This window comes from Sphingobium sp. DN12 (genome assembly GCF_051058005.1).
Taxonomy (GTDB): Bacteria; Pseudomonadota; Alphaproteobacteria; order Sphingomonadales; family Sphingomonadaceae; genus Sphingobium; species Sphingobium yanoikuyae.
This window is the reverse complement of sequence record NZ_CP173717.1, coordinates 783,433-806,832: the sequence shown is the minus strand read 5'-3', so window position 1 is coordinate 806,832 and position 23,400 is coordinate 783,433. Positions and strand designations below refer to the sequence as shown.

General features: G+C 58.3%; 13 protein-coding genes. 1 reads left to right on the top strand and 12 read right to left on the bottom strand.

Annotated features, from left to right (window positions below; genetic code table 11):
• Window positions 1-78: 78 nt before the first annotated feature.
• Genes ACI6S0_RS03830 through ACI6S0_RS03820 form a run of 3 tightly spaced genes read right to left on the bottom strand, consistent with a single transcriptional unit; the run spans window position 79 to window position 2,979 of the window.
• Window positions 79-1,074 (bottom strand): tyrosine-type recombinase/integrase, encoded by a 996-nt coding sequence (locus ACI6S0_RS03830; RefSeq protein WP_313229694.1) that lies wholly within the window; start codon window positions 1,072-1,074, stop codon window positions 79-81.
• Entirely contained in the window at window positions 1,062-1,448 is a 387-nt protein-coding gene (locus ACI6S0_RS03825) for a hypothetical protein (RefSeq protein ID WP_375178080.1), read from the bottom strand. Before ACI6S0_RS03825 ends, ACI6S0_RS03830 begins: the two co-directional genes overlap by 13 nt.
• A gap of 46 nt (window positions 1,449-1,494) precedes the next feature.
• Window positions 1,495-2,979, bottom strand: a complete 1,485-nt coding sequence (locus ACI6S0_RS03820; RefSeq protein WP_375178079.1) for an AAA family ATPase — start codon at window positions 2,977-2,979, stop codon at window positions 1,495-1,497.
• Window positions 2,980-3,514: 535 nt separating this feature from the next.
• Here ACI6S0_RS03820 and ACI6S0_RS03815 point away from each other — a divergent pair.
• Window positions 3,515-4,102, top strand: coding sequence for a recombinase family protein (locus ACI6S0_RS03815; protein WP_375178078.1), 588 nt, complete (start codon window positions 3,515-3,517; stop codon window positions 4,100-4,102).
• Window positions 4,103-4,142: 40 nt separating this feature from the next.
• On the opposite strand, the gene ACI6S0_RS03810 is transcribed toward ACI6S0_RS03815, so the two are convergent.
• The 9 genes from ACI6S0_RS03810 to zorA all read right to left on the bottom strand — a co-directional run bounded on the left by ACI6S0_RS03810 (window position 4,143) and on the right by zorA (window position 23,279).
• A complete protein-coding gene (locus ACI6S0_RS03810; RefSeq protein ID WP_375178077.1) occupies window positions 4,143-5,060 on the bottom strand; it encodes a restriction endonuclease in 918 nt (305 codons plus the stop codon).
• A gap of 4 nt (window positions 5,061-5,064) precedes the next feature.
• The gene (locus tag ACI6S0_RS03805) at window positions 5,065-6,519 is read right to left on the bottom strand and encodes a hypothetical protein (RefSeq protein WP_434404996.1); all 1,455 of its coding nucleotides are present in this window, start codon (window positions 6,517-6,519) and stop codon (window positions 5,065-5,067) included.
• Complete coding sequence (locus ACI6S0_RS03800) at window positions 6,516-7,982, bottom strand: N-6 DNA methylase (protein WP_434404995.1); 1,467 nt, start codon at window positions 7,980-7,982, stop codon at window positions 6,516-6,518. The genes ACI6S0_RS03805 and ACI6S0_RS03800 overlap by 4 nt, the downstream gene beginning before the upstream one ends.
• The gene (gene hsdR, locus ACI6S0_RS03795) at window positions 7,983-11,360 is read right to left on the bottom strand and encodes a type I restriction-modification system endonuclease (RefSeq protein ID WP_434404993.1); all 3,378 of its coding nucleotides are present in this window, start codon (window positions 11,358-11,360) and stop codon (window positions 7,983-7,985) included.
• A gap of 155 nt (window positions 11,361-11,515) precedes the next feature.
• On the bottom strand, window positions 11,516-14,806 hold the full coding sequence (locus ACI6S0_RS03790; protein ID WP_434404991.1) for a MobA/MobL family protein: 3,291 nt from the start codon (window positions 14,804-14,806) through the stop codon (window positions 11,516-11,518).
• A 584-nt stretch (window positions 14,807-15,390) separates the two neighbouring features.
• Window positions 15,391-19,155 (bottom strand): DEAD/DEAH box helicase, encoded by a 3,765-nt coding sequence (locus tag ACI6S0_RS03785; RefSeq protein ID WP_313231886.1) that lies wholly within the window; start codon window positions 19,153-19,155, stop codon window positions 15,391-15,393.
• A 1-nt stretch (window position 19,156) separates the two neighbouring features.
• Window positions 19,157-20,575 (bottom strand): EH signature domain-containing protein, encoded by a 1,419-nt coding sequence (locus ACI6S0_RS03780; RefSeq protein WP_434404989.1) that lies wholly within the window; start codon window positions 20,573-20,575, stop codon window positions 19,157-19,159.
• Window positions 20,572-21,327, bottom strand: a complete 756-nt coding sequence (locus tag ACI6S0_RS03775; protein ID WP_313231888.1) for an OmpA/MotB family protein — start codon at window positions 21,325-21,327, stop codon at window positions 20,572-20,574. Before ACI6S0_RS03775 ends, ACI6S0_RS03780 begins: the two co-directional genes overlap by 4 nt.
• The gene (gene zorA / locus ACI6S0_RS03770; protein ID WP_313231889.1) at window positions 21,324-23,279 is read right to left on the bottom strand and encodes an anti-phage ZorAB system protein ZorA; all 1,956 of its coding nucleotides are present in this window, start codon (window positions 23,277-23,279) and stop codon (window positions 21,324-21,326) included. Before zorA ends, ACI6S0_RS03775 begins: the two co-directional genes overlap by 4 nt.
• Between the last annotated feature and the right edge of the window lie 121 nt (window positions 23,280-23,400).

The window sequence follows — 23,400 nt, the reverse complement described above, 5'->3', positions numbered from 1 at the left end:
GAAACGCTGGGTTTTTTGCTGTCCGGGGTATCGATAAGATTTCAATGCGGACAGGGGCGGAAGGTTCAGTTTGAACCTTCACTCAATTTTTCGCTGCTGAGCAATTTTCTCCCCGACATGCCTGAGATAGCCCGGCGAAAATCGGGCGTAGTGCTTTTGAGTGGTGCGGTCATCATCATGGCCCATGAATTGGGCGATATCAGGCATCGGCACACCGGCCTCTGCCGCCCAGACTGCGCCCGTGTGACGCAAGGTGTACGGCGTCGCTTTTACGCCACTACGCTCGCTGGCAGCCTGGAAAGCTTTCTTGATGCTTTGGATCGGTTGAGCACCTCGCTCGATGATCGTGGCCCCTTGACGTGCCGGATAGGCATCCATCAGAGCTTCATAAAGCGCTGAGTTGATGGGCACTACCGGGCGCTTTTTTGATGTTTGCTTCCTGCCTGGCGGGTTCAGTTCAATTTGCCGCCGCTTGAAATCGACTTGACGCCATTCGAGTTGCAAAAGAGCACTCGGTCTCGCCATCGTGTGCAGGCCAAGGAGTACATAAAGTCTGGCGTGGGGCGCCTTGACGGCCGCGAAGAATCTTTCGAACTCATCGCGTTCGAGATATCGAACCTGATACTCGTCCTTCTTTGGAAGCCAGACGTCCCGCCTGTGGGAAATGTGCTTGCCGTCGACAGCCCAATTTAAAGCTGTCGAGAGCATCAGTAGTTCATAGCGGGCAGTCGCATCTGCGACCGGCCGTTCATCACGATAATCTTTGCACATTTCGGCGTCTATCAAGTCCGGATCCACGTTCTCCCAAAAGTGGCACATCGCCTTCCATGCGTCCTGCCTACGCCTGAGCGAAGACACTCCTTCTGATGCGAGATGATCGATGTACCCCTTGATGATCCGCCCGACTGTCCAAGGCGTTTCATGCCTCTCCTCCCAGAGCTTGCGCGCTTCGGCTTCGGCGCTGGGGCGATCGACAGAGGCCAATTGACGACGATGCCGCTTTTCATCTTCGTACCAGACGAGTGCATAACCTCCTCGAAATTTTTGGACCGTGTAGGGGATCACTGGCGACATTCGAACCTCCCGACTTCTTCTGCGGGGATGCGAATGAGGTCGCCGATCCGGAAATGGCTGATTTTCCCCGCTCGGATGAGGTTGCGCACAGCACCTTGGGAACAATCCCATCGCGCCGCCAGCGATCGCACTGAAAAAGGCGGCGCTTCTGCGAGCATGGCCTCGATTTCTTTATGGGCAGAAGCCGGCTTCACCCCGGTTCCGTTAACTCCGCCGATTGCCGGGCGAGCCAAGGGAACCAGGGTATCGATTGCGCTGGCGTTTTTAATACCGCGATTTTGAATGTCGCACAGATCTTCGGGATTGCGGATATTGATGGATGATCCGACCTTCGCCCTCCCCTTCCTGCTCAGTAACTTATCGTGAAAACTCACTTTTTCCTCCTTGGAATGTCTTTCACGACATCCAAGAAGCCTTTTCTCATCCTTCTTTTCTCAGCGGTGGGAGCAGACGCTCTCCACCAACCGGCCCAGCTGCAGAAGCAGCTTCATTCTGATCCGCCGGGGCCGCGGCCATTGGCTCCTCGTTAACATCTTCCCAATAGGCCCAGCTAGCATTCGGACCTCCGCTCGCTGGCCTGAACCGAGTGCGAGCCTCCTCGAGATTGATGACTACAAATTGCCCGGCCTTTGCGTCGGATATCGCACCGAATTCGCGCAGTTGGGCCAAATACCACGCCAGAGTGAAGTCCGTTCGCGAGTGCTTCCCTTCATGTTCAGGAGAAACATATTTTAAAACGTCATTGCGCGGCTGATGCCGTTCAAATGCATCACGAAGATTTCTCCGGCTGAACTTCACACCTGGGCGACCGCTTTCAGTAATCCAAGCCACTAGGTCAATAATGGCAAGCCAAGTTTGGTCCTGATCGATTGGCCTGCGCGGCCCAGCGTGGTCCGCCTCACCAAACGACTTGGCGTTGCGCTCAAAAATTCCTGGAAACTGTTCTGATATGTCAATAAAAGCGCCATGTTCCTTCACACGAACAAGCGCGCGCGGGCGCAAATCTGCGCCCATTGAATTGGCCTTCGCTGTCGACAGAAACAGCACGTCACGAACGCTCAATTGGGGGTATTGGACCAGCACCTGGTCTACATTGTCATTTTGCGTGGCACAGCGCAGTTCGATCACTGTGCGAGGCGTGGTTGACCACATGGCTGACCCTCGCAGCCGTTCAACGGCTGGATCGTCGGTCTTTTTGGCCGCATCCTTCGGCGTGTGACCGATGATAGCCCAGAACATTCCCTGCCGACGCGACATGCGGTTTAGATGGAAGAGGAAGTTGGTAGTCGCCTCGGAATGCGACATTTCAAACCCGGCCATCGAAACCGCCGAATCGAGAACGACGCCTACGAAGCGATCTTCTGGTCGGCCACTAGCGACAGCCTCTCGATTCGCCTCATCGAGGAATTTCTCAATGCTGTCGAGCGACGGGGTGGGTCCCCACTCGCCTTTGTCTCCAACTCGAGAAAAAAGGGAAGGGTTTAAATCCCCGAACTCTTCGTTGCTCATCGACAGGAATGGCATCACATGGATTCTGGAGCAGACGTCCTCGATCTGCTCCTCGGCCCAGCCGGTTTGCTCGCTCATCCACCATGCGATATCGCCGATGCGCTTGAACAAGTGCTCTCGTAGATCTTCGGCGGAGAGAACCAAGATCTTGCCCGTAGCTCTCACTTTTGCATCGAGCCATTTTTCGGGCTTTTGCTCGCCGCGTGCCGCGATATGCATCGCAAGCCAAAGCAGAAGCTGCGTTTTCCCGGTACTGCCGGTTCCAAACAGCACAGTAGCGCCCGTGGCAGGCAGAAGCCCGTCGATAGCCCAGTCCATGACGAAGTCGGCTTTTGCCGCTGCGCTTGCGTTATAGGCGCCTCGCCGCGCGAGTACGGTCCAATTCTCATCGCTCATGCTAATTCCTTCCGTAGGCACCCCCTAGATGGCGATAGTTAACCGATTGCTATAATTATAAAATTTCCTAAATCAGAGTTCGTTTACCTTTTAGTAACACCTTTCCCTGATACAAATCCGAACGGGGGTAGGGGGCAGAGGGAGAGAGAGGAGCTTTAGTCCTCAACTCTCCCTCTGCCCCCTACCCTTTCGGTAACTCAGGCAGTGATGCTCGGTATGGAAATTTCGAGCTCGCACGCGCAGAGTGCAACGCTCAGTCGCTCGCTGCTTAATCTCAGTTCCCTGTCATAGCCCATCCGACTGGCCGCTGCCTCGGTCGGTATAAAGACCGTTGCTGCGCGGCTGACGCGGTTGGACGGTCCGATCCAGACCGAACTATTTTAAATCCGTTCCGAAGAAAATCGCGAGTCCAGAACTTCTAAGTTTTGGCCGAGGGCTGTTTTGCGGTGACTTTCGGGGTCGAAAGATACCGAGAAGGGAAAAGAACTAGGCTTGAAAAGGTCAGGGTAAGTTTTGACCCTGAAAGGAAAAAGAAGTGAGCCGAGTTGCGTATTTCCGAGTGTCGACCGCAGATCAGCTAATCGATGCCCAGCGCGCAAAAATGGAGGGACCATTCGACCGAGAATTCGTAGATAATGCCGTCAGCGGATCTACCATGGCGCAGAGCCGGCCGGGGTTTTCCGCAATGCTGCAATATGTCCGTGAGGGGGACACTCTTTACCTCTACGCAGTAGATCGCCTTGGCCGCGATGCCATCGACATTCAGACGAATGTCCGAGAACTGTTAGAAAAAGGCGTTACGCTCCACGTTCGTGGATTGGGGCCAATCGGTCGAGGCGTGGGAGAGCTAATCATCGCGGTCCTTGCTCAAATCGCTGAGATGGAAAGACAGCGGATCTTTGAGCGCACTCAAGCAGGCCGTGCCGCAGCCATGCGATCCATAGCCGCTATGGGCCGCACTCACCGTGGCAAAGAGAGTCTGGGCAGACCGCAGGCGTGCGATCCTACCGAAGTTCGCCAATGGCGCCAAGAAAACAATGCCAGCATTGCCGTGACCTGTCGGCAGTTCGGAATCTCGCCTTCCACGGTGAAACGCTATTGCCGCACGAGCAAAGGAAAGTGACCGTACGCAACATGGTCCCACTGCGATGGGACCACTTGGATCACTGGTCTGCGAAGAAATCCTCGTCAAGCCGCTTGAATTCGATCTTGCGGCTGACACGGACACCCACGCCATATTCGATCATCAGGTCGGTCAGCCGGTCCCCGTCGATCAAAATCACGCGTTGGGCGAGGTGTTTGACATAATCCCGCGCCTGGCTGCTGAAGGTGGAGGTGGTAACGAACACGCCTTTGGTCGCGCCATGGCCGACCAGGCTGCCGACGAACGCCTGCACATCGGGACGGCCGACCGTCGTGTCGGCATAGCGTTTGGCCTGTACATAGACCCGGTCCAGACCCAACCTGTCCTCGTTGATGACGCCGTCCACGCCGCCGTCGCCAGAACGACCGAGTTGAGTTGCCGCATTCTTGTGGGATCCGCCATAGCCCATGGCGATCAGCAGATCGACGATCAGTTGCTCGAAGAAGGCCGGGCTGTTTTGAACGATGCGTTCCAGCAGTTCCGCCTGGAGCGCCGATTGCATGGCCTGATAGGCGGCTTCAATCTGCTCCTCCGGCGTGCCGGTTTCGACTGACGGGCTGCTGACGGCAGGAGCGGTATCGTTGTCAGCGGATTTCTGCCCGCTGTAAAATTCGCGGAAGCCTTCATAGTCCTTCAACTCGTTCACGCCAATACGCGGGGGATTGGATGCCAGCAGCGCCCGCCCCGCATCGGTCGCGATGAAGCGGCCCCGTTTCGGCGACGTGACGAGGCCCGCCTTGGACATATAGAATTTCGCCCAATGGATGCGGTTGTGGAGCAGGCGTTGCCGTCCGCTGGGCAGCATTTCCTCGCGTTCGTCAAGGCTGAGGCCGAGATCATCGGCAATGCGTTCGGCGGCATCGGCCACGCGCTGTTCGTCAGCAGCGGCGAGGCGCAGGACCGGCAGCATCAATGCCTGATAATCGGGAATGGCCATGGAATCAGGCAGTCTTCTTACGGCCGCGCTTGACCTTTGGCGCGGCAGCGCGCTCCGCTCGAATGCGGTCGAGCAAGACGCTGGCGGGTTCGTCGGCGGGGTCTTGTGGCACCAGTTCGCCTTTGAAGGCCTTGACCAACACCGATTGATCGAGGTGATTGATCAGCTTGTAGGCGCTGTTGGCATCGCCTGCGAGGCGATTTACCCAAGACATAGCGGTATCAATCTTCCGTACGATTTCGACTTGTTCCGCGTATGAGCATAGTGGCACCGGAAGATTGCGACATATTTCCAGCGTTAGATTGCTTTGACCAGCGGTCGCTTTCGATTTGGACACTGCCCATCTCGTGAGGACATCCGTAAGCAGCCATCGAGATAGATATGCTGGCAGAACCGAAGGAATCGCACGAAAAACCGCAATGGCTTGGTTGATGTTCCACTCTGCGTGTTGGCTTGGAACGACACTGACCTTTCCTAACGGCGGTCCTACGATATTCATCAAAACGTCGCCGGGGAGAACCTTAGAGCGCCCGAGAAAACCTTTGTGAGTGGCGTTGGAAACAAATGTAGGGTCGACCGAGAAATCAAGTGTGCCGTCAAAGGTAAGATTGTAGACCTTAATAAAAGGAACTTCGCCATCGCTGGGCGACATCAACTTTGATCCAGGTGTCGAACCTTTTGTTATGAAGCCACAGATTGCCTCAGCCCGAACCCAATTCCAGCCAGCAGGAAGTTTAAAAGGTCGGTCGGTCTCGACTACGCTGATGCTATCGCATTGTTTCAAACGCTGCTCATGCGCCTCTAGCAATCTCCTACGTTCGTGCGAAACCGTCGTCGCGGACAGTGGCTCGGGATCATTCTTTTTGCGCCATTCACGCGTCAAATCACCCCGGAATGCGGCCGCGAGGATGGCTTGTTTGTATTTTTCGACGAGGCGGGGGATGTGGTCGAGATGGTCGCGGGCGCGTTTGGATTTGCCGGTGAGGCTGTCGATCTTCGCCACGATCCGCCGCTGCTCCGGGACCGGCGGGAGAGAAAGCTGAAATGCGGCGATTTCATCATAACTGACACGCGGCCGATCTCCCTTGTCGAGCATAGCCGTGAAATCGAGAAATCCTCTAGTCATGATATTACGACGCACAAATTCCGCTTCAGCGGCATCACTCGGCTTCAGCGCGAGAATTTCGGCAGAAGCCACGCCCGGAAAGTCAGGTCGAGCCACCTTGTTGAGGTAAGGTCGTAGGCGACTGTAAAGCACGTCACCGGCTTCGAAGCAGGCTACAGAACTCTTGACTTCCGATGCCTGCCCAACTCGCAAAATCGCAGAGGTGTGAGGTTCGATATCTTCAAGGCCGATAAACGATTTTTCGGGGATGCTGGCTGGATCGACCTTGTCCCCTCGCAAAGTCACAATCTCGCCCAAAGTCGTTGCCACCCACCCCTGCGGCAACGCACTCATTCTGCCGCCTCCGCAACGGCAGCGGCCTCTTCAACGCTATCCGGCTCCAACTCGTCCGACAGCGTTTCAATTTCCTCCAAGGCTGCTTTCAGATGGCCGATGATGGCGGCGGCAATGTCCTCCGGTTCGGTCAGCGCCTCTTCGGTTTCCGCTTCGGTATCGCGAAGCCAGCTGATGTCGAGATTGTCCTTACGGTCTGTGACGACTGCGCGATCAAACTTGCGCCAGCGGCTGTCTTCCCCCTGATCCTGCCGGGCAGCTTCGCCGTTGGCATCCGTGCCATAAGCAGCCTCGAAATCCGCGAAGTCGGCAACCGTCAGCGGGCGAGTCTTGCCATAGGCAGGAGCATTTGCCCGCATGTCATACACCCAGACCGCCTTGGTGTTGCCCTTGTCGCTTTTGCCGCGCCGGAAGAACAGCACGTTGGTCTTGACGCCCTGCGCATAGAAAATGCCGGTCGGCAGGCGCAGGATCGTGTGCAAGTCGCACAGGTTCATCAGCCAGGTGCGCAGGCGACGGCCGGTATTATCCTCGAACAGCACGTTATCGGGGACGACCACGGCAGCGCGGCCGCCGGGGGCCAGTGCGCGCACGATATGCTCAACGAAGGCAAGCTGCTTGTTCGACGTATCCGCCGTGATCGAGAAATCGGATCGGGTCGGACGCCCTCCGCCCTTCTTGGTGCCAAAGGGCGGATTGGTCAGGATCAGATTAGCCTTCGGCAGCGCCTCGCCATCGGGGGAGAGCGTGTCGATATTCTCCATGCCGCCTTCGATGCCGTGCAGCAGCAGGTTCATCATGCTCAGGCGATGGGTATCCGGCACCAGTTCCGCACCAGAAAAGGCGCTGTGCCGCTGGAAAAAGGCCTGCTGCTCGGTCAGCGTGTAGAGATCGTCGGTGTGATCCTTGATGTAGCGGTCGGCGGCGACGAGGAAACCCGCCGTTCCGCCTGCCGGGTCCTGGATCACTTCCCCTGGCTGCGGCTGCATCAGGCGCACGATGCAGTCGATGAGCGGGCGCGGCGTGAAATATTGCCCGGCACCGGATTTCTTGTCGGCCGCGTTCTTTTCCAACAGGCCTTCATACAGGTTGCCCAGCCCCTCTTCGCGGGCAGAGAACCAGTCGAGCTGATCGATGTTGGAGGTCAGCGCCTTCAAGTTGGTCGGCTTGCGCAGGCGGGTCTGGGCGTCGATGAAGATCGCGCCGACCAGCGCGTCCTTCGCCTTGCCGAGTTCGAGTAACATCGCCTTGTAATAATCGAGCTGTTCCATGCCCTCGCGCTTGGCGAGCAGGCCCCAGCGCCACCCTTCCGGCAGCCGCTCTTCCTTGCCGGTTTCCTCCAGCATCTTGAGGAACAGCAGGTAGGTCAGCTCCGTCACATATTCATTATAGGTGACGCCATCGTCGCGCAGGACGTTGCACAGGCCCCATAGCTTGGCGACGATATCAGTGGTGGTGCTCATTTACGCGGTCTTCTTCCACAATTCTTCGTTGATCCCGGCGAGGATGCTTTCCAGCTCCCCGCCGAACACCTTGTTCAGGCGATTGAAGCCGCCATCGGCGATGAACGGCTCCTTGTCGATGGCCGCACGGTCCACCACGATTTCTTTTTCAATCTGGTCACCGATCCGCTTGAGCCAGCGTTTCTGCGGGTCGGTCCATGCACGGCTCGCCATGATGGTGCGCATGGCGTCGCGAACACGGTCTTCATAGGGTATCAGAGCATCGCCCAGCGCGGCCTGACGCACGAAGCCGATGACCGAGGCGGCGATTTCCTCATTGCGGGCATCGGCCCAGGCGCGGCGCAGATTGGCGTCGGAAAAGCCCTTCGAGTCCAAGGCGAGGCGCAGTTCCTTCAGATCGGCTCGGGTAAGATCGCGGGGCCGCTGTACGACGAGCTTCAGTGCGGCGATGGTGTTGATATTGTCGCGCACGAAGGCGGCGAAACTATCTAGAAAATCCTCTGGCTTCGCACCGCTGCCATAACCGCGCGACACATCGACGACCTGATCCTGATGGTGGGAAATCGGGACATAGCCCGGATTATCGCCATCAGCCTGCCAGTCGAGGATGGGGCCAATCGCGGCGCGGTCCTTCAGCCAGGCGGCAAGACCCGGTGCATCACCGGACATCACCCGTTGCAGCATCGCCTCCGGCGTTTCGCCCGCTGCGGCCTCGAACTGCTGCCTTGCCTCATCGGTCAGCTTCTTGATCCGGCGGCGTAATTTTACGGCAAGCTGCTCGCGAATGGCCTCCCGCTGCTCATCGTTCTGCGCCTCCGTCATTTCGCGGACGAGCTGGGCGAAGCTGATCGACGGGTTGACGACGACAGGCTTCATGTCGGTCATGTTCTGAAGGTGGGGATAGAGATCGACGGCGTCGAAAATCCGGAAAATCTCCTTGCCTATTTCCGGACACTGGCGGGTCGCCCGGCCGATCATCTGTTCATACAGAATGCGGCTGTTCACGCGGCGCAGGAACACGAGGTTCGTGATCTTCGGCACGTCGATGCCGGTGGTGAGCAGATCGACGGTGACGACGATTTGCGGGTTGGCATCGTTGCGGAACGAGCGAATCCAGTTCTTCACCTTGTCCACGCTGCCCGTGATTTTTTTCACGGCTGCGTCGTCGATCTCGCCATATTGCTCGGCGAAAGCAGTCTTGATGGCGCTGACCACCATGTCCGCATGGGCATCGGTCGCGGCAAAGATCAGCGTTTTGCCGGGTAGCGCCGGATCGATGTGCCGCGCCAGTTCCTCTGCCACGACGCGGTTGAACTCCGGGGTGATAACCTGCCTGTTGAATGCCTCGACCTCAAAACGGATTTCGTCAGGCGCGTGGGCCAGATCGACTTCGCCGGTCCGAGTGTTGAGCAGTTCAAGCTCCTCGTCCTTCTGGAACATAATACCCGCACGCGCCAGCGCGGTTTCGATGCGGATCGGCGGCTCATGGTCGATCAAGAAGCCATCGACCACCGCCTCACGGTACGAATAGGTGAAGACCGGATCGCCGAAAATATCCGTGGTGTGCAGCGCGGGCGTGGCAGTCAGGCCAATTTTTACCGCGTCGAAATAGTCCAGCACGCGCCGATATTTCGAGATATAATCGTCCTGCCCCCGGAAGCTCAGTTCGGCATCGGACATTTCCCGGTCGAGCAGATAGCCGCGATGGCATTCGTCGATGACCATCAGGTCATATTGATCGACGGGCGGCACGGATGCGCCATCGGCAGCGAACAGGACTCGCTTCACCAAACCCTGAATCGTGCAGATGTGGACTTTGGTTTCCACATCCGGGGTCACGTCGCCCAAGCCCTTGAGGCCAAAGATTTCGGCAAATGTCTTGCCGGACACGACCTTGGTGGTCGAAAATTCGCCCTCGGTCTGATCGCCAAGAGCGCTCCGATCGACCACGAAGCAGATGCGCCGGAACCGTTTGGCAGACAGCAAGCGGTACAACATGGCGATGGCGAGCTTGGTCTTGCCGGTGCCGGTCGCCATAGCGACCAGGACGGCGCGTTGTTCGGCAGACAAGGCACTCTCTACGGAGCGGATCGCGCTTTCCTGATAATGGCGAAGCGGGAAACCGAATTCGAATGGCTGCGCCCTAAGCGCCGCATCCGCCGCGTCCTGATCGACTTCGAGCTGCCCGGTGAGGCCTTCGGGTGTTGGCCAGTCTACCAATGCACGGCGATGGTTCGCGGCGCGGCGGGTATCGCGGAACCAGATGCCGCTCTCCGTCTCAATCTGCTTGAGATAAGATCGGCCATTCGCGCTGAACACAAATGGCACTTTGTGTTCAGCCCAAGGGCCTCCTGCGTAGCTGAAATCGGCACTGTCTCTGAATCCGGTCGAGTATCGCTGAGCCTGGTCGATCGCGGCTGATACATTCTTCCGCCGCCGCTTCGCCTCCACAACGCCGATCAGATTCGTGCCAGCGAACAGGGCATAGTCAGCGGGACCGTTTGCGGTCGGCCACTCAGCGATGGCGAGATTGCGGCCCTTAGCAGGGCGAACACCGTTGCTGTATCGAAGGTCGCGAGTATCAACCTCCCATCCACGATCGCGCAACTGCTGGTCTATGAGCGCACGGGTTTCTGCTTCGTCGAGATCGATTTTTACCGCAGCCTTTTCGCCGCGCTCGACCAATTGTGCAGCCTCAGCGCGAGGTACAGTTTCGGCTTCGGCTTGAAGGGCAGCGAGCTTGCTTGTGACTTCAGCCTTCTCGGCATCAATATCTTGGGCGATCTTCTCCCAGGCGGCTCGCTCCTCGGCCTCGCGTGCCCATCTCACTTCTATGGCCTCGCGCGCGTGGGCCTGTTCTTCTGCTTCAAGGCGAGCGCGAGCCGCGTCGCCTTCTGTTTCTGCCACCTTCTGCCTGAGCTTTTCAATCTCTTCGCGCAGGGCAACAGTCGCATCAACAGGCTGGCGCGGCGGGACGAAAGCACCAGACTGGAAATTGGCAGCGCGGCCATAGGTCCGATGAAACCAAATGCCCAGCGACCAAGCGAATTTCAGCGCCGTCAGAGCAGTGGAATGATTGCCCTTTGCTTCATGCACGGCGCTGTTGCCTGCTTTCCGCAGGGCATGAAAGATATCGGCGGCCTCCTTGGGGATTAGGCGATCATACGACAGTCGGCGCAGGGTTTCTTCGAATGTTTCGCGCTCATCGCGATAAACGGCGTGATGCGCTGCGACCATCTTCGCCATCAATTCAGCGAACTGGCGGAGCTTGACGATGGCGGTTGAGGGATCGCTTGAGAAATAGCGTTCCGCCAGCCCTCCCAACGTCACCAACTGCTTATCGTGGGCCTCAAGGAAGCCGAAATTCAACGATTCCACCTCGCCCCCTCGTCCGTCGACATCACCACAATTCACACATCCGACACTAAGGTGGTACTTGGAACCGATCCGCCAGGGCAAATGCTAAGTCGTCCAGAAATCAGACATTTTGCAAATTCCTGTCAGCGGCAGAAAAATCTCGCGCTCGGGCACCATCAGCGTGACCTTTGGCCACGCAAACTGTTGGCGAGGGCCTGTAATCGCTCGAATTCGACATCCCTTTCCGAAGCGGTCAGCGTTGTTGAGCGTTGTTGGTCGAAGATTTGAGCAGTCTTCTGCGCCTGAGGACGGTCCTGATGCTTCTGCGCCTGAGGACGGTCCTGATGGCGTTGGACTGCCGGCGATTTCACAGGCGCCTCCCGCTCGCGATTTGACCAGTACATGTCAGCGAGCGCCAACAAATCCGCGATTGGTTTGTATGTCGACCATGAGGACAGTGTATCAGCCAGTGCCTGATCCGAAAGCTTCACATCCCACCCCTGCTCCGACCGCCAAACCGTCCGGCTTTTCCCGAGTTTCAGGTCGGCAATCGCACGTTGGGCCACATCCACTCGCTTCGCTTCAGACACGTCCAACCAGGGAGAGGCTGCGCGCTCTCGCATCGCGGCGGCTATCACTGGATGATCGCCAAATACCTCAATGGTTATGTCCCACCCCGATTCCTGCGGCGCGATTCTCAGGCGCCCCTTTTCATGTACCACTCTCATGCACGGGTCCGATAGCAAAGCGACCCTCAAGCTCTCTACGGCCGCATCGCGAGCGGGGTCGGGTTTTGGCTCCGGCTGAAGGGCAGGTACCATCTGGTCAATCAGCTGTCCGGCCAACTTTTCTGAACGCTCATGATCGAGCGCAATGCCCCTTTCAGATAGCGCTTGCGGATTCAGGTATCTTCCGTTCTTTCGTGGACCGTCCATCATAGTGGGTCGATCCCGCGGTCCCACCCCACGGACAAGCTCCACCTTTCCCACCTGCAATTTGCTGGCAGCGATTTCTCTAGCCTGAGCAAACACCCCCTTCGCTCGGGGAATCTGTACAGTATTCACATTGCCGTCTGCTGCTTCGGCCGAAGAGATATGCTTGGAGCAAGGCAGCTCGCCTCCAGCCTCTTGAAGGGACGCACCAGAGGAATCGAGCTCCTTCTCCACCTGATTGGCCACCTCAGGTTCGGTCACGCCGAGACTGAAAGGTGATAGCATGCCCACGACATTTGTTTCACTGGCAACCTCCTTCCCCCTCGGTTGAACCGCTATGAGTGCCGCAACGTCCGGGCGGCCTTTATAACGTTGCAATAGTGCTGCTGCAGTTGGAAGTCTGGCCAATCCTTCGATACCATGGGACTTGATCGCCGCGCGCAAGCGCCCGACTTCCGCATCCTGAATTTTAAGTTGTGACTTAAGAAAGGCAGGTGCCCTCTTTTCTAGAGGCTGAGACCGCAAGAGCGCTCTGCTAGCGGCATCCAACGTTGGGACGTCAAACCCTTCAGCGGTACGAATTATGACGGGCTTGTCGCGAAGGATGCGCTCGCGCAAAGCCGCCCACCGCAACGTAATTGGACGAACTGATGGGGTACTTTCCAGACGAGCGCCCGCCTGCTGGCGCCCCGACAGCTTTTCCAGCTCTACTCGAAATTCGGCGAGTATGCCTTCGATTTCTTCAACCATTTTCCGCACGTCACGCTCGGCCGTCCGCCGATCTGACTCATAGGGCGCTAGAGTCGTCGTGACATGGTGGAGGTGCACCACAGCCTCGTGACGGCGACGTTCAATCTTGGCATGATCCCGCACAATCGAAGGCTTGGCCTTACCAGATCGAATGCCAGCAAGCATCCGGTCACAGTTGCGCTGCACCAGTTCGGCGCGTGACTTGGCGAGGAGCTCGAACAATTTCAGGGTTTCAAGTGCCGCTTCTGCACCTTTGACGGCGTAAAGCAGGTCACGCAATCGGTCCCAAGCTTGATCAAAATGACGATACCAGTCAGTTTTTTTGTCTGCTTTTGCCAAAACGTCAGCCATCTGCTGCGCTAGCGCAAAGCGATCGGCAAACCTCGTCCGCTCCCGATCATCGATTTCTTTCAATTCAGCCTGAAGCGACCTGTACATATTTTCAGTTTCGACTTCGGTGGAGACGCCGAATTTGGAAAGCCGCGCGGCCGCCGGCCCCATGTGCATCTGCGGCTTTCGTTGCAAGCCGGCCTCCACGAAACTTCGCGGATCTAGCCGGCGCTTGACCTTCAACTTTTCCAGTTCTGCATTGCAAAGGTCTGCAAAATGGGCCCGCATTTGAGCGACATCTCGAGCGCCTGCCTCCCAATACGCGCCATCCGATTCCTTTCCTGGGCGGCGCTTTTTTGCCAACTTCACGTTGTATTTTTTGCGCTCCGCGGCGCTGAGTTCAATGTCCCATTTCGCCGCAGACTCAATGAAATTGCAGGCACGGTCGTGACTGATCACATGCACATGCGAATTGCGCCGATCATTATCGGCATCCGCATCATGCAACACCAACGTGTACATAGTGCCTGTGTCATCGAAGGTGGCGGCCAAGCCGCGAAGAACAGGATCCAAGGCTTCGGGCGCGGCCGCAATCTCGACTGGAATTTCAAAAACCCACCGGTTCTGAACGCGGCCATTCCGGGTCCGAGGTATCGTCACGGGGGGGCGATCCACATCCCAGCCGTCGATGGCGGACAGTCGTTCGAGAACCGAGGCTGCGAGCCCAGCGGCGCAATCTACCCGAACCGGCTTTCGATCACGCAGCCGTTCAGAGCGTGCCAAGCCGGTCGTCTGCAGCGCGATAATCTTGCTCAGCGGATCCTGAACACCTTCAACATCAGCCAGTACCTTCTTTGCGCCCTCCCAAAATGCCGACGGCGCTCGGTCCGGGAAAAAGGCAACGTGTGGAGCCGAAGCGCGCCGTTCATTCTGTTCGACCGCTTTCCAAAACCCGCTCCGGACGACCGGATCTGCCGAAATATTCGATATGACCCTTGCTACGCGCGAGTGGTCTGACTCGTCCCCTGTTTCGCAGGGGGGCAGAGCCGCATATCGTTCAAACTGGTCCGAACCGATTGCGGGCGCTTCCAAAGCCACCGCTTCCTCCGCGACATAGATTTCGAAGCCCGCCGCATCTTTCCTTTTGTCCGGCCCAGAGGCAGCACTTTTCTTGCGGCTTCGGCCAGCAACCTCTCCGCCTCTTCCGACGCTTTCAAACTTGCAATGGAACGATGATCCTCCACTCGCCATCGTGGCGCGCCCTGACAGTGCCACCGGCATAAAGAAATCGACGGGCTGGCCAAACGGCCCCTTCCCGCTTTTGCCCTTTTCATGTTCGATGGGCCTCCGGAAATTTCCGAAACGGATACTGCCAACGAGCTCATCGCGCTCATTGAGCGCGATGAGGCGACGGACTTTGTCCGTGATCGAGTGAATGTTGGCGGCGATGACCATAACGTCTTCTTAGCGGTCTGCCCAATGCTTCCGGAAGCACCCCCTCATTAAAAATTCTTCCGAAGGACCACTCGCACAGCGAGTCAAAAGATATATCTAGGTCAAAACTCCAAAACATAAGCAATGCTAACTCTCAATTTTCAAATTGAGGGTTAGCGTTATTGCGCAAATTTCCTCCCCCAAACTCAGCAAGAAGACATAAATCTAATCCAATCCATGAGAGATTTAGCTCTTTATATAGCTTTAGCTCATTTCTCGAAATCGTGAAATGCACTGACGCGCGCGAAATTCGGTCGAAGCGTTCGAGATATTTTTTATGCTGGTCGGCGTCCCTGCGCCGGCGGTCAGCTTGCCAGAGGTGCCTCGATACTCTCCACAAATGTCACGTTCGACGACGACAAAATCGTCGGTTGCATCGACATGAAGGGTCTCTCGATGCACATCCGGTGAGGCTTCTGCCAGAACAACCCGACTATTCGAGCACCTGCCACACGGTGACGATCAGCGTTGCGCGATGCCAGCCAAGGTTGCAACACAGGAGGCTTCCCGAGCTTCCAAGCGTCCCAAAGTATCGATTTACGCCATCAGGCCGAACCAGGCGGCGCGTAAGTGACCGTGCATTGCCGACGGTCGTTATAGAGAGCTTCCAGCCCGCGGCCGATCGTCAACTCGTGTCGCTTCACGGCGCCGCCGGCATGACGAATGTCGAATTCGACAAAGCGGTCATGAAAATCATCGTCATAGGAACGCTTGCGCCGACGGGAAAGCGTGAGCCTCGGAGCCGAACCGGCGAAGGTCCCGGCAAATGTGGCCCCGAAATCGCGGCGCGAGCCCATGTCGTCGAGGTCGCCTTCGATTTCCGGGGCGTATTCCACCAGCACGGTCTCCAGACTGCCGACGGTTTGCTTCAGATCCATCAGAAACTTGATCTGGGCGGAACGTGCTTCCCGGGTCCCAAGTGCGTAAGGGTCGCGAATGGTGACCTGAGCAATATTCCGGCCAGCGAAGAGCTCCAGGATATCTTGGGTTGGACGAGGTTCGCCGGGGCCGCGACGCCACATACGGATCTGACTGCCTCCAACCACCTTCGGCAATGACAGGACGGGCCGCAGCGTTTCCTTGCCTTCATCGTCGGCTGCCACCTTGTCTTGCCGCTCGTCGTCGTGCTGCTCTCCGTCCGATCCATTATCCTGTGACTCGAGAGACAAGGCCTCCTCGCGACCATGGCTTTCTGGCTCTTCGGACTGGGGTTCTGCAGCCTGCGCGAAGTCCTGGGCTTCTGCCGGCACCGGCTCTTCGGCAGGCACTTGCGGGATTTCCCGTTCAAGCGATACCTCACGGAAGAGATCGCCCAGTTCGCCGTCACTGGCATCTGGCGGAAAGAAAAGGTCCTGTGTCAGCTTTCGCTTGCGATCGATCAGCGCATTGAGACGAAGGTCGAAACTTGAGGGCGCCAAGTCGGGATCGGGATGCACGGCCATGGGAAGGTAGACATGGACATCCCGAGTCTGGCCGATGCGAAAGACGCGGTCAGTCGCCTGGTCTTCGACCGCAGGGTTCCACCAGCGAGACAAGTGAATGACGTGATTGGCCGCGGTCAGAGTGAGTCCAACGCCGCCAGCTCGCGGCGAAAGCAGCATCACGTCGAAGGAATTGGGGCGTGACTGGAAGGCCTCAACCAGCCCCTGCCGCTTGTGCCCTGCAATAGTACCGTTGATCCTGATAGGCCGGCGGGCCAGAGAGAATCGCTGCTGGATCAGGCCGGTAAGGCGCTCCTGCATGGCAAGGTCCTCGACGAAGACGAGCGCCTTCTCCCGCGCAGCGGCAACCTTCTCGAGAATTGCGAGGGTCTGGGAAAGACGCGCTGAGTCCTGCGCATAGGCATCGAGGTCATCCGGCGCATGTCTCGGATCCAGGGGATGAAGCGAAACGCCGCGCATCTGCGCGAGCGTTGTCAGCATGCCCCCCTTCCCCAAGTTGCCAGCCGCGCCTGCGGCCGCGGCCCGGATCACGAGATCACGGTAGGCATTGGCCTGAGTTGCCGGCATCGCCTGCTCAAGGGGATGAACGGTCTTGGCGGGCATGCCATCAAGCACTTCGCTCTTGAGACGGCGCAGCATGTAGGGAGGGCGACCCTTGAGCGGATCCGTCAGCTGCGACTTGAGTCTGGCAAGGGCATCGGAATCGTCGGAGGGATGACGTTTTTCGAAGTCACGGCTCGCTCCCAGAAAGCCCGGGGCAACCACATTCATGATGGACCAGAGGTCCTGGAGCCGGTTCTCGACCGGCGTGCCGGTCATGCCGAGCGTGAACTCGGAATTGATGGCCATCGCCGCGCGAGTCATTTGACTGCCCGGGTTCTTGAGCTTCTGAATCTCGTCATAGATGACGAGGCCGAAGCGGGTTCGCGCAAAACTGAAGTGGTAGTCGCGCAGGGTCTCGAAGGTCGTCAGAACAACGCCAGCGTCCTTCCAATTGGCTGCATTGAGCGATGCCTTGCCGGTCTCGATGTCCCGCGATCCGAAGCTGTCTTCCTCACGCAGTAGCTTCAGGTTGCTGCCAAACGCCGGGATGAGATGTCCGAGATGGGGTTCACCTAGGTGCTTCTCAATTTCCATTCGCCAAGTGCCGAGCAGGCCCGTCGGGGCGACAATCAGGAAGGGCGCGCGCTGACGCCTTCCGGCCTCGGCTTCATCCTGAAGCCAGGCCATAAAGGCAATGGCTTGGAGGGTCTTGCCCAGCCCCATGTCGTCGGCAAGCAGCGCGCCGGGACGCCCCACCTGCGCACACTGCGCCAGCCAGTTCAGGCCTTCCACTTGGTGGGTCTTGAGCGTGGCTTGCAGCCTTGAAGGCGATTGAACCGGCCGAGCTGGCTCTTCCTCAAGGGTTTCGGTCAGTCCGATCGGCGCGTAGTCGACCTCTTCGAAATTGTCGTGCACCACGAGGAAGAGCTTGCCATTGAGCTCGGCATTCCAGCCGGCAGGCTCGATCTCTCCGGCTTCATAGCTGTCTTCTGTACTGACGGCATCGGCAAAGGGAGCAATGCTTGCGATGGACCGCCGGACCTGTTCGTTGACTGGGATGCGGCTGGGCGGAGGCGAACCTACCTCGTCCACGGGCTTGAGCAGTCCGTCGACATCGACATCGGGATGCCCTGCCTCTGCCGCCTCGTCGACGCGCTTGACGATTTCGGGGACGTTGTCTGCCGGCACGGCAAAATAGTCTTCCCCGATGCGCAGACCGAACTGTTCCGGAAGCCAGCAGTTCTTCTTCGACGGCACAATCCAGGGCAGGACCGGCGCGCGCCAGATATCAACGCCGGCAACGCGGGCGGAAAATTGCTCCGTATCGATAAAGAGCTGCTCAAGCCCGAGGCGGTCTGCCTCCTCGTCACCCAGTACATCGCGCAGCGCCTTCCGCGGGTTGAGGACGAAAGCTCGGCGCTGCTCTTCGGGTGCATCCTGTAGCCTGCGTACAACGTTGAGAGCCGGCCTCAGCGCAGGATCGATGAAGAGGTATTCGCCGTTCCTTAGGACATAGACGGGACGCGCCTCGCCCTCACGCCGGAACCTGTCGCTGGCGAAGAGCTTCTGCGCAGCAGGAGCAAGGATGCTGTCTGCTTCCTCGTCAAGCGTGACACCACTTTCCCCAGCCTCGGAAACAGCCTGCGCACTGAACAGGACGGGGTCAAAATCGGTGGTTTCCGGTGTGAGGGTCTTGAGTTTCAGGGAGAGACTAGCGGCATAATGCACGCGCAGGTCCTGCAGATAGGCTTCGCTTTCGACCGGAAGCTGCGGATCCTCCGGCCAATGCTCACGCAGCCGTGCCAGAGCCGCAAAGCGATCGGGCTTTTCCATTGCACGCGTGAGCGGCTCTGCCGCGGTGAACAGCGAAAAAAGTGGTTCTGGCACGCGCCGCGGCCCAGCGTCGGTACGCAGGATGGCACCCTGCATCTTCCAGCGTACCGGATGCCCGCCTGGACGCACCCATCGCACGACGAGACGAAAATCATCCTGATCGATGCGGTTCTGGGCCTTGAGATCAAGCGCCAAGGGCGTAGCCGGGGGAATGCCAAGCGCAGAAGATGTCGCAGAGTCGATGGCCGCAACTGCCCGTGCTGAGAGCCTGAGATGGTCGTCTCCCACTTCGACATATGCCTCGCCGTCGGGGCCTTCATCGTCATTCAAGGCCACCGCATCGATCGCGCCCGAAACATCAGGGCGGGTGGCATGCCACTGCGCGAAGGGCAGCGCCTTTCCGGCATGCTCGAGCTTGATGATCAGGTCTTCGCCCTGTTCGCTCCAGGTGAAACCGGCCTGTTCCGCCCGGCCAAACAAACGCTTGAACATGTCAGGGCCTCCAGGCCTTCTTGGGTGTAAGGCACTGGCGTCCTTCGATTATCGAGGCGAGCCGCTTTTGCCAGCTAAAGGTCTTTGGCGAGACGTGACTCTCCTGCAAAGGCGCACTGTAAAGCGCCCCATACCGATATTCAGACAGGAACAATTGAGGTACGCCTTTGTCATCACGCTTCCAAACCTGATATTTGGCGGAATGACTCCAATCGACGATGGTCAGGTCACCCATCTGCAGAATGAGAGCAGCATGCTGTGCTGACTTGTCATTCTGGATCCCGAATGCCGTGAAGGACTTGTCCCCGCTTGCCCTGGCAGCCTGACGGGCAAGGCGCGCACCATCTGTACCGAAGGCGACCCAGGCCGCATTGATCCCGGGCGAATTTCCGTCACTCAGCAGATAGGACATCCAGAACGCCCGCCGGTAGGCCCACATGAGCTTTGCGGCTGGATCGGGCATCAGTCGATCGACGATATCGAGGAACTGGAGGACCGAAGCACGGGTAAGCCAGCGCATGAGGACCGCGTAAGCGCCCGGCGCTGTATCCATGACGGTGCGCCACCGCTGCGGGTTGGCTCGCGGATCCCCGCCGCCAAAGCGCTCGAGCATCGCGATAAGCGCTGACTTGTGTTCTTCGCTCGGCTCGACAACTTCCCATGGCACGAGGCTCGCCTTGACGAAGTCCGGCCAAGCCCGCTGATAACCGAATTTTCCGGTTTCATCTGCTGCCCAAGCGATGAGGATGCGCTGACCATCAACAGCTTCCTGACCCTTCCTGCCCATGACCAGATGGCACGCGGAACGAAAGGCAGCCTGTGCCAGGCTTCCGAACCGCCGACCGGGCGTATTGAGCCCCGCTTCTTCGAATACCATCCGCGGATCCGCATCCCCTGCCAGTATTCGCTCGGCGAGGAGCGCAGGCGCCTTGGCAGGATCCAACAAGGAAAAATCCCGAATCCGCTCCGACCATTGGTCGCCCTGCCGCCAAGGCCATCGCCCGGCCAAGGCCTCAAGCCTGCCAGCAAGTGAAGTCAGAGTTTCATCTTCACCATCGAAGCCATCGAGGTATGCGTCTATAAGTGCAAAGAAAGCTGCCCTGCGCTTGTTGTGTTCGACTTCGCCCAGGAGCCCAGCGAGCAGGCGTGGATCGCGTGCTGGCGCGTGCGGCGGCTGAAGGACAACCTTGCACCCTTCCCGCAGATCACGCCGGGTGATGCTCGAAAGCGAGCCCGCTGCGGCCATCCCCGCTATTCGCTGCTGCAATATCCCGACCTCTTCGACGGAGATGCCTCGCCCGTCGGTTTGCGATGCAAGCCTTTGTACCTCTCGCCTCAAGGCCGCCGGCTCTGCCTTTCCTGCACGCATGCGCGCGACGAGGGATTTAGGATCGGCAGCGACGCTCTGGAGATACATCATTTCTGGGAGAGCCTGTCGGCCAGTGCGCGCTGTGCCTCCCCGGCATCAGGGGTTTTCATGATCAATCGCAAGTCAATGCGCCGGTTATGTGCCTTGCGCTCCTCTGACGTTCCACCAGGCTCCTGGGGCACAGGTCTTTGCGGCCCATAGCCGCTGACACTCAGGATCGGATCGCACTGATTCCCTTTCAGGGCACAAAGGGCGCCTAATCTCTGGTCAAAATCGATCAGCGCCCGGTAGGTATTGGTCGCCCGGACAACCGAGAGATCCCAGTTGTCCTTCAGACCGCCCCTGCCGAAGAACCGGTCACTGTCGGTGTGCCCTTCCACATAGACAGACTCGATGCGATGATCGGACTTGGGGCAGCTGGCGCTCCTCTTCACGCCCTCGCTATAACAAGGAAGCACGTCCATGAGGGCTTCTGCGAGATGCCCCACCGCTTCGCGCCCCTCGTTCTTCAGATCCGATTGTGCGCTGTCGAACAAGATGGAATCGGGCAGGCGCAGGACGCCATCCTCTCGATCGATGATGACGGGGACGCCTTTTTCCTTGAGCGTTTTCTCGAGGTCTTCGAGGATCTGGGTCCTTGTCGCATTAGCACCGGAAAGCTCTTCGGTAACGTCCTGGAACTGCAGCGCGAAATACATGAGGAGGATGATGAAAACAAAGACTAGGCCCACCATGAGGTCGGTCATGGAGACGAAGTAGTTTTCCTCTTCGGCAACGAGCTCCTGAGCCTCCTCGAGGATCATTCAGCCGGCTCCGTCTCGTTGCGCATTTCTTCAACATACTCATCGAGGGCTTCGGCGTATTCTTCGATGTTGGTCAGGGTGATTCCAAGCTTACTGACCGCAGCGGCCAACTCGCGGTCCGTATCCTGCGCAAACTTGCGGTATTCAGTGAGACTGTCCCCCAAGGTTTCCGCCAGGTTTGAGGTTGCGTCGGCAAGAGACCGGTCAACGCTTTCGAAGCGGGCGCGATAGTCATGCCAAGCCTGTTCCGCTGCAGCATGGGTGTGACGAACGCCTTCGGCCAAGGCCTGCATTTCCGCTAGGGCCTTGGTGTCAGCCGCCCGGTCGTCCTCGATGGTCTGTACGATGCGACCAGCAGCCTGCGAGAGCGTGCTGGCCGCCTGTGCAACGGGTCCTGCCACATTGGCAAAGCCAGTAGCAGCTTCGCCTAGCGAGGCTGCTGCAGTTCGGGCGTTATCCGTCACTGTCAGCATGGCACTGGCGGTGCTGTCAGCCCGATCACTTGATTGCTTAAAACCGGCGCTCGCCCGCTCGACCTGACCCGCGGCATCCGAGACGGCCGTAATGAGTTTGTCCGCTGCGCCCTGCAACGACTGTCCGGATTCCTCAAGCGCTACCTTGAAGGTCTGCTGACTTGCCTCGACCCCGTCCTTCAAGGCATCGCCCAGTTGTCCTTGCATGGACGTTGCAGCGTCGGTTCCTGCCTTCTTCAACTCAGCCAGCGCATTATTGATTATCGCGGCTGAGTCAGCCTGGGTCTTCTCGAATTGACTAATGATCTTTTCCAGCGCCTCGTTCTGCTTCGTGCTTGCAGCTTCTCCATCTGCTTTTAGGCGGGTACCGACCCCTTGGACATCGCTCTTCAGCGATTCAAACGCCCCCCTGATAGCATCGGCTGCGGCCTTGAAATCCGCACCTGCGTTCCTGATCTGTCCCGCCGCATCCGAACTCGACGAGCCTACGGCCTTGCCGATGTTGTCCAACTTGGTTGTGAGATCTGCAAGCGTACTGCTCAGCCCCTGCAACTGTTCGCCGCTGACCTTCTCGATGGCCTCACGCGCGCCAGCCCCAATGCCCTGCGTAACAGAGGTCATGTTGTCGTTGAGCGCTGTCAGAGAATTTGCGACCGGCTTGATCGCCTGGGTGAACTGCTGGCCAATCCGCTCCGATAGTTGGAGGGCAAAATCGGTATTGAACATTTTGAGCTGATCGCGCTGTTCGCGGAGCACGTCGAGTTGTTCAACCGCCAGCCGCTGGGGCGAGACGTAAAGCAGCCCGCGCTCAAGCAGTTCGCAGATGAGATCCGTTTCCTTGCGGACCTTTAGGCTGAGACCGTGCTCGGCAAAGCGGAGCCAGATCGAAGCCCCCAGACCGGCAACCGACGTGAAGAACTTGGCGCCAGCAACAGTCAGGAGATGCTCAAGCGAAGCCTTGGCCTGATCGATGTCCAGCCCCATGTTTCGGGCTGCGGTATTGAGCGCGACGATCAGCCCGAGGAACGTCAGGATGAGGCCGGCACCGACGAAAATGTTGGAGGAGAAAGTGAGCATCGTAAGGCGCGGCGCCGCCCGATTGAAAAAGGCGGCGGGCCTGTTGGTGTTCCTGACCGGATCCGCCTGTTCATCGACCATGGATTCCTGAAACTCGCGCCAGGCAAGAACGAGACGATGCGCCCCCTTCCCATCCGCGTTCATTGCCGTCGAGACCTGGAGGTAGTTTGCCGCGAAAGACCGGCGCTCTTGCGACGGATCATCATCATTGCCCAGCGCGGACCGGATTGCCTCGACCCGATCCTGCGCGGCGGCAAGATAAGGGCGCACCAGCCGCACAGCCCTCCAGTGAACCCAGCCGGCAGCGAGGAACATAATAGGAAGCAATATGAACGGCGCGACCCATCGCTTGCCATAGACCAAGTCCAGCAAGCCCAGGATCATATCGAGTAGGTCGTTCATTCAGCCCCCGCAGTAGTTCAGTATCACTACAATGCCCCAGCCAAGCGCCTGATCGGCCAAATTGGCCTTACCAGCCCCTAATTGGTGCCAAATTCTGTTGATTTTCTTCCCCACATGCAAA

Excerpts from the sequence above, each read along its gene's own strand:
- ACI6S0_RS03830 (WP_313229694.1), bottom strand. The coding sequence starts at position 1,074 with ATGTCGCCAGTGATCCCCTACACGGTCCAAAAATTTCGAGGAGGTTAT.
- ACI6S0_RS03805 (WP_434404996.1), bottom strand. The coding sequence starts at position 6,519 with ATGAGTGCGTTGCCGCAGGGGTGGGTGGCAACGACTTTGGGCGAGATT.
- zorA (WP_313231889.1), bottom strand. The coding sequence starts at position 23,279 with ATGAACGACCTACTCGATATGATCCTGGGCTTGCTGGACTTGGTCTAT.
- ACI6S0_RS03780 (WP_434404989.1), bottom strand. The coding sequence starts at position 20,575 with ATGATGTATCTCCAGAGCGTCGCTGCCGATCCTAAATCCCTCGTCGCG.
- ACI6S0_RS03775 (WP_313231888.1), bottom strand. The coding sequence starts at position 21,327 with ATGATCCTCGAGGAGGCTCAGGAGCTCGTTGCCGAAGAGGAAAACTAC.
- ACI6S0_RS03820 (WP_375178079.1), bottom strand. The coding sequence starts at position 2,979 with ATGAGCGATGAGAATTGGACCGTACTCGCGCGGCGAGGCGCCTATAAC.
- ACI6S0_RS03810 (WP_375178077.1), bottom strand. The coding sequence starts at position 5,060 with ATGGCCATTCCCGATTATCAGGCATTGATGCTGCCGGTCCTGCGCCTC.
- ACI6S0_RS03785 (WP_313231886.1), bottom strand. The coding sequence starts at position 19,155 with ATGTTCAAGCGTTTGTTTGGCCGGGCGGAACAGGCCGGTTTCACCTGG.
- ACI6S0_RS03800 (WP_434404995.1), bottom strand. The coding sequence starts at position 7,982 with ATGAGCACCACCACTGATATCGTCGCCAAGCTATGGGGCCTGTGCAAC.
- ACI6S0_RS03790 (WP_434404991.1), bottom strand. The coding sequence starts at position 14,806 with ATGGTCATCGCCGCCAACATTCACTCGATCACGGACAAAGTCCGTCGC.